The sequence below is a fragment of the Streptomyces cadmiisoli genome (assembly GCF_003261055.1).
Taxonomy (GTDB): domain Bacteria; phylum Actinomycetota; class Actinomycetes; order Streptomycetales; family Streptomycetaceae; genus Streptomyces; species Streptomyces cadmiisoli.
This window is the reverse complement of sequence record NZ_CP030074.1, coordinates 326,611-341,623: the sequence shown is the minus strand read 5'-3', so window position 1 is coordinate 341,623 and position 15,013 is coordinate 326,611. Positions and strand designations below refer to the sequence as shown.

Here is a 15,013-nt window from a genome sequence, read left to right as displayed (position 1 = left end):
GTCGAGCACGCACAACTGTGTGAAGGGCCGCGAGGACTCATCAGGTGATGCGTGGGTTCGAGAAACCTGCCGCATTAAATGACGGTCTTTCGCTCGGAAGAGCCGTGATCTGTAAGAGAGGGCTGACAGTGAATGATACCAGGAATACTGATTCCGGTAGTGGGGCCCTGGATGGCGTTCGAGTTCTCGAATTGGGGAACTTCATTGCCGCTCCTTCAGCCGGACGGCTGCTGGCGGATTTCGGAGCCGATGTCATCAAAGTGGAGCGTCCGAACACGGGAGACGAGTTGAGGCGCTGGCGCCTACACGCCTCAGACACGTCGCTTCTCTTCCGCGTTCTGAACCGCAACAAGAAGTCCGTGACGCTCGACTTGGGCACGGAAGAGGGCAGGGATATCTGCTTGCGACTGGTGCGCGAATCCGACATCGTTCTGGAGAACTTCAGGCCCGGCACCCTTGAGCGCTGGGGGTTGGGCCCGGATGTTCTGCGTGGCGTCCGTCCCGACCTTGTCCTGGTTCGCATCTCTGGATATGGCCAATCGGGCCCGTATAAGGACAAGCCTGGGTTTGGCGGTGTTGCCGAGGCGTTCGGTGGCCTGCGGAACCTGGCGGGGTTCCCCGACAGGCCGCCGGTGCGGGCCGGCGTGAGCTTGGCAGACTCGGTAGCCAGCCTTTATGCGGTGATCGGTGCGCTGATGGGGCTGATCAAGCGTGGAACGACAGGCCGGGGGGAGTCGGTCGACGTGGCGCTCTATGAAGCCGTATTCTCGCTGACTGAATCTCTGATCCCGGATTTTCATGCCTTCGGTGTTGTTCCGCAGCGTTCAGGAAGCGCACTGGCGGGAATCGTTCCGTCGAACACATACCGCTGTGCGGATGGCGTATACGTAGTGATCAGCGGCAATAGTACACCTGTGTTCAAGCGTCTGATGGATGCGATAGGACGCCCTGACCTGGCTGGCGAATCATCGCTTGCCGATAATGCTGGCCGGGTTTCGCGCGCGGAAGAATTGGACGCTGCGATCGGGATATGGGCGGCTCGGAGATCATCTGAAATGGTGCTGCAGGATCTTGAGCAGGCGCAGGTTCCCGCAGACGCGATTCTGACTGCAGCGGAAATATTGGAGAACGCACACTACAACGAGCGCGGAATGCTTGAGTCCCATCCCGTCGAAATCAATGGTCGGCCAACTCCAGTGACATTCCCCGGAGTGGTGCCCAAGTTGAACGACGCACCTGGGTGCACTCGTTGGATTGGCCCCGACCTGGGCAAGGATACTGACGCCGTTCTCGGCGAATTGGGAATCAGCGAGCAAAATCTTGCCCGTCTCCGGAATTGTCACGTGATCTGACGGTTCTAGCATGTCCTCGTGGAGAATCCAGTATGAAAGGAATGACACCATCGTGAACGACTATGGGAACGTTCGAGTGACGGAAGATTCCGAAGACCGCATTGCCTTGGATGCCGCCTTCAAGGCGGACGCGATCCGTCAATTTGAGCGACTGCGGAAGAAGGGGCCGGTGCACCCAGTCACTTTGAGCTCAGGTCTCCCGGGCTGGTTGGTCGTCAGCTATGCGGCCGCTCGTGAAGCCCTGACCCACCCAGCGCTGGGCAATCATCCTGCGCCCGCGATTGCTACGCTCGAAGCCGCTGGTTATGTCACTCATCATGATGACGTCAATGGCGGACACATGCTCGCCTCCGACCCCCCGAACCATACTCGCCTTCGACGTCTCGTAGCTGGAGCATTCACAACGAAACGGGTACAGGAACTTCGGCAGAGAATCGAAGAGATTGCAAACTCGCTGATCGACTCGTGGCCTTCTTCGGGCCAAGTGGACCTGGTGTCCGAGTTTACAGCCCCGCTTCCCGTTACCGTCATCGCGGAGCTTATCGGAGTTCCCGAGCATCATCGCAATGAATTCCGGAAATTGACGGGGGACGCTCTTGCGGTCGGTACACCGCAGAGCGAGCCTGCATTCATGCAGCTTCGCGCACTCCTGACCGGACTGATTGACGAAAAGAGCAAGAATCCTGAGGATGACCTCACGTCTGCTCTCATCGCTGCCCGTGATGACGATGACAGCCGACTTTCTGATCAGGAGCTCCTTTCCATGTTGCAGCTCCTGCTCATCGCAGGCCATGAAACAACCGTGAATCTCATGGGCAACGCTATAATGGCGTTGATGTGTCACCCCGACCAGCTAGAGATTCTACGGAACGAGCCGGTCCTGATCGCCTCTGCAGCGGAAGAATTTCTCCGGTACGACAGCCCATTGGAACTTTCCACGCTGCGGTTCGCGGCAGAGGATCTTAAGATCGGTGGGACGCTGATCGAAAAGGGAAGCATCGTGGTGGTGGCTCTTGCTTCAGCGAATCGGGATGTGCCTGTACCCGGGAGCGGGGTCCCAGGAACCCTGGATGTCACCCGTAAAGCGTCACGGCATCTCGCCTTCGGCCATGGCATACATCATTGCCTGGGCGCACCTCTGGCCAGGCTCGAGTTCGGGGTCGCTATGGAGATTCTCTTGCGCAGGCTCCAGCATCTGGAACTTGCCGTACCCTATGATGAGATCGATTGGATCTCAAAAGGCATCATGCGCGGAGCACTCAAAATTCCCGTTCGCTATCGCAAGGATCCAGGCGGCTCCACTTTACTGCCCAAGACTCACTGATCCTCCTTCATCCTGTCTCTGCTGGGTGAAATTTGCTGGTCTAGCCTCGAAGTTTCGTGACGGTCCGCCGACGGAGTCGGTGGACCGTTTTCGTGCCGTGGGCTGAGGCTGTGCAGGCTGAAGACCCGAGTGTCGTCTCGGGGTGGCGCCGGGTTCCACTGCTCCGGTGTCGGGCTGTTCTCGTAGGGACGGGAAGGCTGCTGGTCATCCGGGGTTCGGCAGGAGTGCGAGCCGTTCGAGGGCGGCGGTGATATGGCTGGTCCAGGGCCAGTGCCGGGCCAGGCGGAGGATCCGCCGGCGGCCGGTGGTCACGAGTTGTCCGGCCGTGGTGAACAGGCGGAGCCGCAGGCGGCGGGGCTCCCAGAGTCGGGCCTTGCCGGTGAGGGCGAGCATGGGCATCCAGGCCTGCAGGTCGAGTGCGATCTGCAAGATCTCCAGCCAGATTCGGTTCTGGGCCGTGTGGTGCAGGGGCAGGTTGCGCAGGCCGGTGGCCCGCGCGGCGCGGATGCGGTCCTCGGCCCGGGCCCGCAGCCGGTGACGGAGCTCGAGCCCGGCGATCGGCCGGCCCAAGGTATTGGTAGCGAAACAGGTCAGCCGCATGCCGTCCGCATCCGTGAGCCGCAACTGGGCCCCGGGATGCGGTCGTTCTTTCCTGACGATCAGCCGCATGCCCTCCGGCCAGCCGTCCAGGACGTCGCCGGTGAGTTCAGCGACCCAGGCACCGTCGCGGATCTCGCCATCCGCCTCGACGGCCGCTGTCCAGGCCGAGGCCGGAACCTTCAGCACATGCTGGTGGATCGCCTCGGTGATCACCATGCCGACCGAGTAGGACAGCCACCGTCCCCGCCGGGCGAGCCAGGCCACGAAGTCGTGGGTGCCGCCCGCGGAGTCGGTGCGGATCAGGGTCCGGCGCCCGCGCCGGTACCCCTTCGGCAGCTGGGCCAGGGCCAGTTGGGCGGCGGTGATGTGGTCGGTGGCCGCGTTCGATCCCGCATTGCCCGGTCTGAGCAGGGCCGCGACCGGTTCACCCGTGCCGCCCGGTCCGTGGTCGACGAACCCCATCAGCGGGTGGTGGCCGTAGCTTCGCTTCCACGTGGGTGCGGCGTCCTCCTTGTCCGAGTGCGCGATCATCAGCACCCCGTCGAGGTCCACGGTCACAGTCCCGCCCGCATCAGGCGCTTCCCGGCCAGCCAACCGCCAGACAGGTTGGCGGACTTCAGCCCGCGCGGCACGGATGGCCCGCAAGGGCCTTTCCCCGGAGGCTGCGAGGGTGTCGATGAGGCGGGAGACGGTCGGATCGGAGGCCACCGGCCCGAACACGGTCGGCTCGGCCCGCAGCATGGCGACATCCGCGAGGCAGTCCCCGCCCAACGCGACCGCCAAGGCCACGTCCAGCAGGATCTTGCCCGGATCGTGCACCGCCCGAGCCTTCCGCCACGGCGTCAGCGCCGCAGATATCGCGGTGTCCAAGCCGACCTTGCGGACGGTCTCGACCAGCAGTACGCCCCCGGCCTGCGAGACCACCGCCCGGCCGCCCTCGATGCGGACACGCGGGTACGACCCGATACGCTTCTTCACTTGGAGAGTGCTTCTTTCCGTGCAGCCGACAGGACCCTAGACAAGTCCCATCGTTGCAGGTCAGGAGCACTCTCCGCTTATTTGATCAAGCCTCGGACACCCCACCTCGTGTAGGGTCGGGGGCTGGCGCGGTTGCGGAGTACGTCCGCCCCGTTTCCAGCCCCCGCCGCATCGAACCGTGCGTGCGGTTCTCCCGCACACGGCTCACCGACGCCGTTCACCGCCGGCATTCGGCCTGCCCCGCCAGTCCCGAAAGGGTCTGGGTGCAACAACGGTTCCGTGCAGGGCGACCAGCCCCAACGAGTCGGAGGCCGCGTAAGCGACCACCGACCAGCCGAACTTCCGGCTGCGCCGGTGCTTCTTGGCGATGAATCCGCCGATCCGCATCCGCGCGTACGAGCTGATCTGGTCAAAGTGATGGGCCGAGTTCCCGAACCGGAAATACGCGCCCCATCCGCGTAGGAACGCGTTCACGTCCTCCACGATCACTTTGACCGGCCGCAGCATCCTGCGCCGTTCCGTGAGTTCACGGATCCGGTCACGGGCATGCTGCACTGCCCTGTCCGAGGGCCAGCGAGCGAGGAAGGCGATCGGACGCCGCCCGCCGCGAGGCCGGGACGTGACCCACCGGTGATGGAAGCCGAGGAAGTCCACTCCCTCGCCTCCGACCTGCAAGTGCACGATCCTGGTCTTGGCCGCCTTCGCCTTCAGGCCAAGGTCGTCCAGCAGGACCTTCAGCTGCCCAGGGGCGGCTTCGGCCTGCTCGCGGGTAGTGCACATCACCACGGCATCATCGGCGTAACGGACCAGAACCCCATGACGACGCGCGTCCCATGCCCGGTCCAGCCGGTGCAGATAGACGTTCGCCATCAACGGTGAAACCACACCGCCTTGCGGGGTTCCGGTCACCGGCCGACGGACCTGCCCGTCCTCCATCACTCCGGCCCGCAGCATCGCGCGCAGAAGTTTGAGGACGGACCGGTCGCAGACGCGTTCCTCGACCGCCTGCATCAACTTCTCATGCGGAATCGCCTCGAAACAGTTGGCGATATCCGTCTCCACCACCCAGCGCCTGCCCCGCCATGCCTCGTCGATCAAGACTTGGAGGGCATCGTGTGCCCCGCGCCTGGGCCTGAACCCGAACGAGCACGGGAGCATGTCGGCCTCGAAGACCGGCTCGAGCACGATCTTCAGCGCGGCCTGCACGATCCGGTCACGCACGGAAGGGATCGACAGCGGTCTCTGCTCCGCGGTCGTGCCGGGTTTCGGAATGAACACCCGGCGCGCGGGCAACGGCCGCCAGCGGCCTTCCTTGAGTTCCGCGGCCAGTTCGTCAAGGAGCCGGTCGATGCCGTACTCCTCGACCTGCGTGAGAGTGGTCGCGTCAATGCCTGGAGCGCCGTTGTTCCGACGCACCATCGCCCACGCGCGCCGCAGGACGTCCCTGCGGTGGACCTTGTCCCCCAGCGCGTGGAACCGCCGTCCGGGCTCGGCCTTGGCCGCCCGGTAGAGCGCATGCTGCAAGGCTCGGACCGGATCCAGCTTCAGGGATCCCGACGTGGCGGAAATAGCCGTAGCGGCACTCACCAAGTCCCTCCAGACAGACTACGCATCGACGAAGCAGCGGCCCTTCCCTGGCCGGGGGTTGTGTTGTCCCCCGGCTCATCGCGGTACTACGGCCGCCTCCGACGCCCACCCGGCTCGCGTCCACTTCCCGGGGTGCACCCGGTTATAGGACGCGCAGCTTCCGACGGCAGCTGTCCGCAGGCCGCCGGGCCGGGGAGGGCCTCCCCAGTTCCCGCTGTCACCGTCGCAGCGTTCCATGCCCCATACGCCGGGGAGTCCCTCACGGCTGCATCTCCAGGATCTTCGCCGCTTCCATGGCCTTCGCCCTGATTTCGGGGGCTCGGCACTCCCTGTCCCCGTCCCGAGAGACGGGCCTCTAACGACGCCGCAGGCTTCGCTTCATGCTACGGACCGCTGCTTTGCTCCCCCTTTGAAGGGCTTTCGACACTGGGCTTCGACGCCGGGCGTTTCCCCCCGACGCCGCCAGTCTGCTACCGGGCCTCCTGGCAGCTACCCGGACCGGACTCCCACCGGCAGGCGACAACGAGCTTACGACCGAAGATCACTTACAACATCAAGACCTCCAGTCTGCTGGGCGCGCGAAAGCGCGAGGCTAGCCTTAGAGGGCTTCTCGAAACTGAGTGTGGGGCTGGGTTTGTGCTGGTCAGGCGTAGTGCCGGGGTGGGTGAGGTAGGTCCGGTGCGTCCGTGGAGGTGGCGTGCTGGAGGTGTGTGATGGTGTCGGTGCTGGGGCTTCTGGAGGAGCGGGAGCGTCCGGCCCGGAAGCGGGTGGAGGAGTTGCAGGCCGAGTTGGAGGCGGCGCAGTCGGAGTGGGACGAGTGGCTGGTTGCCCGCAGGCGGGTCGGCGAGGTGTGGGACGCTCGTGAAACGGCAGACCAGCAGGCTGTGGCGGGGATGACACCGGAGGGGAACAGGGCCAGGACGCCGGCGGTGGTGAAGCCCGGGTCGCTGGTTCCGGTCTGGCGGGAGGGGCTGTCGGCCGAGGTGCTGGCGCCGGAGTATCAACAGGTCATGGGCCTGCTGGCCGAGCGCCGGACCACCGGTGGTGAGCCACTGAACTGCCGGGAGATCACAGTCTTGTTGGGGCTGAAGGTGGTTCCGGCGAAAGTTGAGGGTGTGCGGTGCAAGCTCAAGCGGCTCGTTGCGCGGGGATGGGCGCACGAGCCGGTGCCGGGCCGGTTCGCCTTGGGTGATGGGCGAGGCGGCGGGTCATGACTGTGGTCATCGACCACAGGATCATCGCTTCCGACGACGCGGCCAGCCGTTCGTAGTCGCGAGTCAGGCGCCGGGAGCGGGTCAGCCAGGCGAAGGTCCGCTCGACGATCCACCTTTTGGGCAGCACGACGAAGCCTTTCTGGTCGTCGCTGCGGCGGATGACTGTGAGCATCAGGTTCAGGACGGTTGCGCACCAGCCCACCAGCATGCCGGTGTATCCGCTGTCCGCCCACACGCGCATGAGCCGGTGATGCCGCCTCGTGGCCTGAGCCAGAAGATCCTGGGCGGCGTCCCGGTCCCCCGTCGAGGCGGGGGTGACCATGACCGCGAGGATCAGGCCGAGGGTGTCCACCACGATGTGCCGCTTGCGTCCTTTGATTTTCTTCCCGCCGTCATAGCCGCTGGTCGCGGCCTCGACCGTGGACGTGCCCTTCGCGGACTGCGAGTCGATCGCCCCGGCCGTCGGCTCCGCATCCCGGCCCTGCGCTTCACGGGTCGCGGCGCGGAGCCGGTCGTGGAACTCGTTGATCAGCTCTTGGTTGCGCCAGCGGGTGAAGAACCGGTGCACCGCCTTCCACGGCGGGTAATCGGCAGGCAACGCGGGCCACTTCACGCCGTTGTCCGCGACATACCGGATCGCGTCGAGTATGTCGCGATGGCAGTACTCCTCCGGCCGGCCGCCCCGGCCCGCGGCCCACGCCGGTTTCGGGATCATGTCGCGGACCGCAACCCACTCCGCTTCCCTCATGTCGGTCGGATAGCAGTGCCCGCCGGACGGATTGTCCGCGGCGTTACCGTACTTGTGGGCGAAGCAGTCACACGTCCGCGTGTCCGTAATGGACTCTCTCGCAAGAGACCGATACAACTGCGGCAACAGGGCCTCCCGGTGAGCAGTGGCGTAGACACCCTCTGTGCTACCGAGAGGCCCTGCTTTCATGCCCCGCGCATCCACAATCACCCGAACAGCACCCCCGTACGGAACCCCCAGCCCACACCCGGTTTCGAGAAGCCCTCTTAGGCCAGCGGTGGCTTGTTGACGGCGTGTCCGTGCTGGAGTAGGCCGTGAGGTGAAGACGTCAACTACGGTCTGGAAAGCCCGAGATGACGAAGCGGCTGCGGTGTCCGCCCGCGCCCGGTCCGCTGGAAGCGTACGCCGTCCGCCTCGATGATCTCTTCGGCACTCTGGCCCAGCAGCGTGGGTTTCGTGAGTACCTGGCCGGGCTGCTGCTGCCCCGGGAGCGCAACAAGACGCTGACCTGCCTGGCCAGCGCCAAACCGGTGGCCGGTGCCCAGCACGCGGCGGTGCAGCGGCTGCAGTTCTTCCTGTCCCAGTCGGCTTGGAGCCAGGGTGCGGTCAATGCCCGTCGCCTGGAGCTGCTGCGGGCCGACCCGGCCACCGCCCCGCACCCGGACGGGGTACTGGTGGTGCATCACTCCGGCGACCGCAAGGACGGGACGGCGACCGCGCATGTGGGCAAGCAGTATCTCGGCTCGGTCGGGAAGATCGACCGTGGCGTGGTTACCGTGACCACCTGCTGGGCGGATGAGCGCGTCTACTACCCGGTGCACGCCCGTCCCTATACTCCGTCCCATCACTTCCCCCGGCGGTAAGAGCGACCCTGACTCTCGCACCAAACTGCAGATCGCGGCGGACCTGGCCACCCAGGCCAAGGCAGCCGGGCTGAACTTCCGCGCGGTGGCCGCCGACTGCGCCTACGACGACCAGAACAGCTTCCGTGCAGACCTGCACGCTGCCGGCCTGCCGTTCGTGATGGCCCTCAAGTCCCGGCACGGCACCTGGGCCTACGGCCCCGACGCCCACACTCCCGCCGACGCCGCCCGCCTCCTGACTTGGCAGGATGCGGAACATCCTGGGGACTGGTCACGCATCGATCGCACCTTCCGCGACGGGCATACCACCACCTGGTGGGCCGCCGAGGCCCGGCTGGGCTGGTGGGGCCCAGACGGGAACGTCCGCCTGGTGGTGCCCACTGCCGACCCGGCCACCCTGCCGGCGAAGGCAACCTGATACCTGGCCACCGACCTGCCCCCGCCCCGGCAGCCCGCGCGCCGTCGAGTCCCCCTACCCGCCTGCTGACCTTGCCGAGATCGTGCGGATCTACGGGCTCCGGCACAGAGCTCCAAACAGGTCAAGGACGAACTCGGCTGGGCCGACTTCCAGGTCCGCTCCGATGCCGCCATCAGGCGCCACCAGACCCTCCTGAACTGCGCGTTCAACTTCTGCTGGAACACCTGGTTCGCCCCGCCCCCACCTCCTGCGACCGACCAGCCACCCGGGCCTGATGCACTGCCAAGCCCGTTAGAGAGGGGGAGAACCGGGGTCCCAGCAGCCCCAACCGGCTCGCTGACCCAAGGCACTCCGGGCTGTCCGTGGCTGGCTGACACCCTGGGCCATGCTGCAACGCTACTGGCGGGCATGGTCGACTGAGCCCCCGCTGGCAGCACTCCAGGAACTGATCAACACTGTCGGCAGCAGCAGACCTATTGATCTCTACTGCCCGCTCTAACAAACCACCGCTAGTTGTCTATCTTGATCGCGTGAAACTTTCGGAGTGGGCACATCTGCAGGGCGTGCGCTACCAAACGGCTTGGCGGTAGGTGAAATACAGGAAGACGCCTGTTCCTTTCCTCCAGGCGCCGTCCGGGACTTGGCTGATCGACAAGCGGGCCGTCCAACCGTCCGGGCGGGTGGTGGCGTACGGCCGCGTGTCGTCCGCCGACCGGAAGACCGATCTGAACCGGCAGGCGGCCCGGGACGTGGCCGATGCGAACGGGCTGGGCCTGGCCGTCGCCGAGGTGGGGTCCGGGTTGGGCGGGCGTTCGCGCAAGCTGCACCGGGCTCTGGCCGACCCGGACGCGGCGGTGATCGTGGGCGAGCACCGTGACCGGCTGGCCCGGTTCGGCGTCGAGCTCCACGAAGCCCTCCTGCCAGTGTCGGGACGGCGCCTGGCCGTCCATGACCCCGCCGGTACCGCCGACGACCTGGTGCTGGATATCACCGAAGTGCTGACGTCGATGTGCGCGCGCCTGTACGGGCGGCGGGCGGCGAAGAACCGGGCCGCCCGCGCGGTGGCCGTCGCTACCGGGGAGGCCGCCGAGTGAAGAGGTTCCAGCCCCGGCCCGGTTTCGTGGTGCAGGCGTACCATGCCAGGCCGGCGAGGAAGTCCGCCGGCACGGGCATGCCCCGCCAGGCGTACAGGGCGAAGCCGTCCGGGAAGGCCAGTGCCGGACCGTCGCCCCGGTCGAGCCGGCCCGCCTCGTCCCGGCGCAGCTCCACCGGCCGCTCGCAGATCACGACCGTCTCCTCGTAAGGCCACCACCAGCCCGCGTGCCGGGCCACCTCGGCGAGTCCGTCCAGGGCGGTACCCCGGCCCGCGAGCGCGGCCAGCCAGGCGGCGTCGTGCTGGCCGAGGACCGCGTCGAGGAGCAGCAGCCGAAGCCGCGGGTCCTCGCCCAACTCCTCGACGATCCCGGCCCGGATCCGGTCCGTCAGCGCTCGCGTCGGTTCCCGCGCCTGGTGGGCGAGCACGGGGAGTTCGGTCCGATGCTGCTACATCGGCCGCCGGGCTCGCCGAGCCGCGCCAGGTGCTGTGGGCGGAATCCCCGTGCGCCGCGGTGGCCCCGCTGCAGACCGCCGGGAACCTCGGCCGGAGCGTGCGCGAGGAGGTGCGCACCGGCCCGTGGGAAGCCGAACGAGCGCGTGCGCAGCCCGTGCACCGGGACGAGACCGGCGTGCTGTGGCGTATCGCCCTCGACGGCGACGAGGACGTGGCGATGGTCGAGGTCGTGAACTCCACGGCGGAGCCGGACGGCACGTTCCGCACGTACTGGCTTCGTGTCCCGCCCGGCACCAGGACGGCGCGCGAGGGCGTGGCGTGGACCTTCGGGGTCACCGCGCAGGAGTACATGCCGGTCCGGCAGACCTGACGGCGCTCCGGCTCCCGCGGACCGGGCGGTCGGCCGGCTCCCGCGGGCCGGACAGCGCCCCACTCCCGCGGACTTGACGGCGTGCCGCCTCCGCAGACCTGTCGCCGTGCCGCCCCGACGGGCACTCCGGCCGCCCTGGCGCCTTGCCGCCCTGCCCCCGGCGGTGGAGCCCCGCCTCAAGCGGCCCGGTTCTCCAGGACCGCCCTGGAGCGGAGCTTGCCCGCGGCCAGCATGCCGAGCACCTCGGGTGCCTCCCGCAGCGGGAAGCGGTCCACGACCGAGCGGACCTTGCCCTCGGCGGCCAGGGCCAGGACCTCGTTCATCTGCGCACGGTTGCCCAGGAGCGAAGCCTTGACGGTCTGCTCCTTGTTGAAGGGGAAGTCCGAGACAGACAGCGGAACACCGGCGACGAGGGTCCCGCCCCAGACCAGCGCCGCGAGGGCCTGCTCGGTGACGGTGTCGGACGGGGCGAAGGTGATCGCGGCGTCCACCGAGTCGGCGAGTGTCCGTCCCGGGTCTTCCGCCGAGGCGTCCACGACCCGGGTGGCACCCAGCTCGCGTGCCACCCGCAGATGGTCCGCGCTGCGGCCGACGGCGATGACGTCCGCGCCGGTCAGCCGGGCGAACTGCACCGCCATGTGTCCGACGCCGCCGAGCCCGAAGACGGCGACGGTGGTGCCGGGGCCGAGGTCGAGCTTCTGCACGGCACCGTAGGCCGTGATGCCGGGACAGAACAGCGGGGCGGCCTCGGTGAGATCCAGGGTGTCGGGCACGTGGTAGGTGTGGGCGGCGTTGGACAGCAGGTACTGGGCGTAGCCACCGTCGACGTGCTCGCCGGTGATTCTGCGCCGGTGACACAGTTGCTCGCGGCCCGATGTGCAGTACGCGCACTGCTCACAGGTCCACCACAGCGGCTGTACGCCGGCCCGGTCCCCGGTGGTGAAGCCGTCCACGTCCCCGCCGACCGCGACCACCGTGCCGGTGACCTCGTGGCCGGGGATGATCGGGCAGATGCCGGGCACACCGCCGTCCACCCAGTCGCCCTCGATCATGTGGAGGTTCGAGCGGCACACACCGCACGCGGCCACCTCGATCAGCAGCTGACCGGGGCCGGGGGACGGAGTGGGGACCTCACCCCAGTGCAGAGGGTTCTCGGCGAGGGGTGCGGGCTGGTTCAGGGTGATTGCGTGCATGTATCCAGCGTCGGCGAGCCGCGCCCGGCCGTCCAAGCGGGAGACGTCATCACTGCGGCGAACGGCGCTTGCGCCGTGCCGGCCGTGCTGTGGCGGCTGCACTGCGCCGTGCTGTGCGGGCTGGGCCGTGCCGTGCTGTGTGGGCTGCGCCGTGCCGTGCTGTGTGGGCTGCGCCGTGCCGTGCTCACCGGCGTGGCCGACCGCGATGTTCGTCGTGGGCGGGCAGGCCGACGTCTCGGTTGAATCACGAACGGATGCGACGAGGCCACCTCGTCTTTACCCCGACGAGCCATGATGATCAACTTCGGCCTGTCATGTACAGGCGGCTTCTGGGGAGAGGTCGCTGTGGGGGGAGGGCGCAACGGTGCGCACTGTCGAGGAGAAGTCGCAGGCATGTCCGGAGTGCGGAACCGAGATCCTCGTGGACTCCAGGTTCGTCGCCTGGTGCGCCGCGTGTGACTGGAACGTGGACCCGGAACCGCCGGAGCCGCAGCGGGACCGGCTGGAGCGGGTGAGGCGGGCGCTGGCCCGGCGGCACGGCGAGAAGCTGCTGGCCGAGGTGACGGACGGGGGGAGTCTGCGCGCCCGGCGCGACGCCTCCTCCCTGCTCGCCTTCGGGATCGCGCTCACGGTGCACGGCGTCACCGTGGCCCTGGCCCTCGGCGGGGTCTGGTGGCTGGTGCGCGGGTGGGGCGGCCTGGGCACGGTCGGCGGACCGCTGATGCTCATGTTCGCGTGGGCCCTCAGACCGCGGGCGGTGCGGATGCCGACGGAAGATGCGGTCCTGCGCCGCGACGACGCTCCCGAGCTCTACGCGCTCGTGGACGAGGTCGCCCAGGTGGTCGGCACCCGCGGCGTCGACCGGGTCGCGGTCGACGCGGAACTCAACGCGAGCGTCATGGTGCAGGGCGTACGCGGGCAGCGGGTGCTGACGCTGGGAATCCCCCTGTGGGAGATCCTCACCCCGCAGCAGAGAGTGGCGCTGCTCGGCCACGAACTCGCCCACTACAGCAACGGCGACACCCGCCACAGTCTGGTCGTGTCGACGGCGTACCACTCCCTGACCACCTGGCGGTACTTCTTCCTGCCGATCCCCAACCCGTCCATGGTGGAGATGGTCACCAACCTGCTGTACGTCGTGCCCCAGCTGTTCCTCCACGGCGTCCTGACGCTGCTCGACCACCTGACGCTGCGCGCCACGCAGCGGGCCGAGTACCTGGCCGACCGCGAGGCCGCCCGCGCCGCGTCCACCGAGGCGGCCGTGGCGCTGATGGACCGGCTCCTGGTCACGGCGTCGGCCCGCGGCGCCCTGCGGCGGGAGGCCAACCGGGCCGCCCTCGGCGGACCGCGCGGCGCCCGCAGGGCCGAAGCGGGCGCGGAGCAGATCTGGGAGCTGCTCACCGCGCACATGGCGTCGATCCCGCCGTACGAGTACGAGCGGCAGCGGCGGGTCGGTGCGCGGCGCGGGCACAGTGTCGACTCGACGCACCCGCCGACACATCTGCGGCGCAGTTGTCTGCTCGTCGGCCCGTCCGCGCCCGCCGCCGTGGTGACGGACGAGGAGCGGGAGCGCCGCATCGCCGCGGAACTCGCCGGGGCCCGCACCGCGGTGGCCCGCCGCATCGTCCGGGACGGCTTCGACGGATAGCCTGCCACCGGGTGGCCCCGTGGGCCCGGTTGCGCCGAAGCACCGGATCGCGAGCAGCTTCGCGCAGGATTCCCTCCGTCGTTGTGGCTGCTCGTGCGCGGTCGCTTAACGTGTCGGCAGCGCAGGTCCGATGCCCGAAGGAGTCCGACAGATGTCCAAGCCCGAGCGGTGGAGCAGACTGCTGGAGTTGCTGGCCGCCGAGGGCAGACTGGACGTCGAGGACGCGGCGACGGCCCTCGAGGTGTCACCCGCGACGATCCGGCGGGACCTCGACGAGCTCGCCGAGCAGCAGATGCTGGTCCGCACACGTGGTGGCGCCATCGCTCACGGTGTGGCGTACGAACTGCCGCTGCGCTACAAGTCCTCCCGGCACGCCTCCGAGAAGCACCGCATCGCCGCGGCCGTCGCCGAGCTGATCGGGGAGGGAGACGTCGTCGGCCTCAACGGCGGTACCACGACGACCGAGGTGGCACGGGCGCTGGCGCTGCGCGCGGGCGCGGGTGGCGGTGACGGCTCCGCCGGGGGCGGGCGGCGGCAGTCGTCGGACCCGGCCGGCCCGACGCTGACCGTCGTCACCAACGCGCTCAACATCGCCGGCGAGCTGGCCGTGCGCCCGCAGATCAAGATCGTGGTGACCGGCGGGGTCGCCCGCTCGCAGACGTACGAGCTGGTCGGCCCGCTGACGGCCGGGGTGATGAACGAGGTCGTCCTCGACGTCGCCGTCCTGGGTGTCGACGGCGTCGACCCGCACCTGGGTGTGATGACCCATCAGGAGGACGAGGCCGGCATCAGCCGGCTGTTCGTCGAGCGGGCGGGCCGCGTCATCGTGGTCACGGACTCCTCGAAGATGGGCCGGCGCGCCTTCGCGCGGATCTGCGGACTGGACCGGGTGGACGTCCTGGTGACGGACTCGGGGCTGTCGTCCGAGATGGCGGCCCGGCTCACCGAAGCGGGCATCAAGGTCCACGCCGTCTGACGCCGCGAACGGCCGCCAGGCACACCCGTCCCCCGACGCCCGCTCCACGCACCTGGACGGCCCAACTCACCGAGGCAGGCCGCCACGGTCCCGCCCCTGTGACGCCGCGGCCGGCCGCCCGACACATCGGCGCCCACCCGGACCCCACCCCACGGACCGCACCCGGCCGGGGGACGCCCTCGCCGCCGGGCTA

The 15,013-nt window shown here is 68.2% G+C and carries 10 protein-coding genes and 3 pseudogenes; 8 read left to right on the top strand and 5 right to left on the bottom strand.

Annotated elements, in window-relative coordinates:
- Nucleotides 1-47 precede the first annotated feature (47 nt).
- Complete coding sequence (locus DN051_RS42350) at nt 48-1,352, top strand: CaiB/BaiF CoA transferase family protein (protein ID WP_112443385.1); 1,305 nt, start codon at nt 48-50, stop codon at nt 1,350-1,352.
- A gap of 52 nt (nt 1,353-1,404) precedes the next feature.
- Nucleotides 1,405-2,676 (top strand): cytochrome P450 family protein, encoded by a 1,272-nt coding sequence (locus DN051_RS42345; protein WP_246041274.1) that lies wholly within the window; start codon nt 1,405-1,407, stop codon nt 2,674-2,676.
- Between the two features lie 204 nt (nt 2,677-2,880).
- Here the strand turns inward: DN051_RS42345 and DN051_RS42340 are convergent, their stop codons facing one another.
- Both DN051_RS42340 and ltrA read right to left on the bottom strand, forming a co-directional pair.
- Nucleotides 2,881-4,254 (bottom strand): IS1380 family transposase, encoded by a 1,374-nt coding sequence (locus tag DN051_RS42340; protein ID WP_112443081.1) that lies wholly within the window; start codon nt 4,252-4,254, stop codon nt 2,881-2,883.
- 204 nt (nt 4,255-4,458) lie between these two features.
- Entirely contained in the window at nt 4,459-5,841 is a 1,383-nt protein-coding gene (ltrA, locus tag DN051_RS42335) for a group II intron reverse transcriptase/maturase (protein WP_112443080.1), read from the bottom strand.
- A gap of 713 nt (nt 5,842-6,554) precedes the next feature.
- On the opposite strand from ltrA, the gene DN051_RS42330 reads away from it, so the two are divergent.
- Complete coding sequence (locus DN051_RS42330; RefSeq protein ID WP_112443079.1) at nt 6,555-7,055, top strand: hypothetical protein; 501 nt, start codon at nt 6,555-6,557, stop codon at nt 7,053-7,055.
- Here DN051_RS42330 and DN051_RS42325 read toward each other — a convergent pair.
- Entirely contained in the window at nt 6,970-7,929 is a 960-nt protein-coding gene (locus tag DN051_RS42325) for an IS5 family transposase (protein ID WP_246041273.1), read from the bottom strand. The genes DN051_RS42330 and DN051_RS42325 overlap by 86 nt on opposite strands.
- Before the next feature lie 227 nt (nt 7,930-8,156).
- Here DN051_RS42325 and DN051_RS48030 point away from each other — a divergent pair.
- Together DN051_RS48030 and DN051_RS42315 are read left to right on the top strand one after the other, a co-directional pair.
- Nucleotides 8,157-9,504 (top strand): annotated as a pseudogene (locus DN051_RS48030) (IS701 family transposase).
- Between the two features lie 170 nt (nt 9,505-9,674).
- Nucleotides 9,675-10,178, top strand: a complete 504-nt coding sequence (locus DN051_RS42315; protein ID WP_246041272.1) for an IS607 family transposase — start codon at nt 9,675-9,677, stop codon at nt 10,176-10,178.
- A gap of 43 nt (nt 10,179-10,221) precedes the next feature.
- On the opposite strand, the pseudogene DN051_RS42310 reads toward DN051_RS42315, so the two are convergent.
- Nucleotides 10,222-10,593, bottom strand: a pseudogene (locus DN051_RS42310) (DUF6745 domain-containing protein); the annotation flags it as partial.
- Between the two features lie 185 nt (nt 10,594-10,778).
- On the opposite strand from DN051_RS42310, the pseudogene DN051_RS42305 reads away from it, so the two are divergent.
- Nucleotides 10,779-11,003 (top strand): annotated as a pseudogene (locus DN051_RS42305) (DUF6745 domain-containing protein); the annotation flags it as partial.
- A 176-nt stretch (nt 11,004-11,179) separates the two neighbouring features.
- On the opposite strand, the gene DN051_RS42300 reads toward DN051_RS42305, so the two are convergent.
- A complete protein-coding gene (locus tag DN051_RS42300; RefSeq protein ID WP_162625183.1) occupies nt 11,180-12,196 on the bottom strand; it encodes an alcohol dehydrogenase catalytic domain-containing protein in 1,017 nt (338 codons plus the stop codon).
- A gap of 364 nt (nt 12,197-12,560) precedes the next feature.
- Between DN051_RS42300 and DN051_RS42295 the strand changes: the two genes are divergently transcribed.
- Both DN051_RS42295 and DN051_RS42290 read left to right on the top strand, forming a co-directional pair.
- Complete coding sequence (locus DN051_RS42295; protein ID WP_053763492.1) at nt 12,561-13,844, top strand: M48 family metallopeptidase; 1,284 nt, start codon at nt 12,561-12,563, stop codon at nt 13,842-13,844.
- A 151-nt stretch (nt 13,845-13,995) separates the two neighbouring features.
- Nucleotides 13,996-14,820, top strand: a complete 825-nt coding sequence (locus tag DN051_RS42290) for a DeoR/GlpR family DNA-binding transcription regulator (protein ID WP_112443076.1) — start codon at nt 13,996-13,998, stop codon at nt 14,818-14,820.
- Nucleotides 14,821-15,013: the final 193 nt, after the last annotated feature.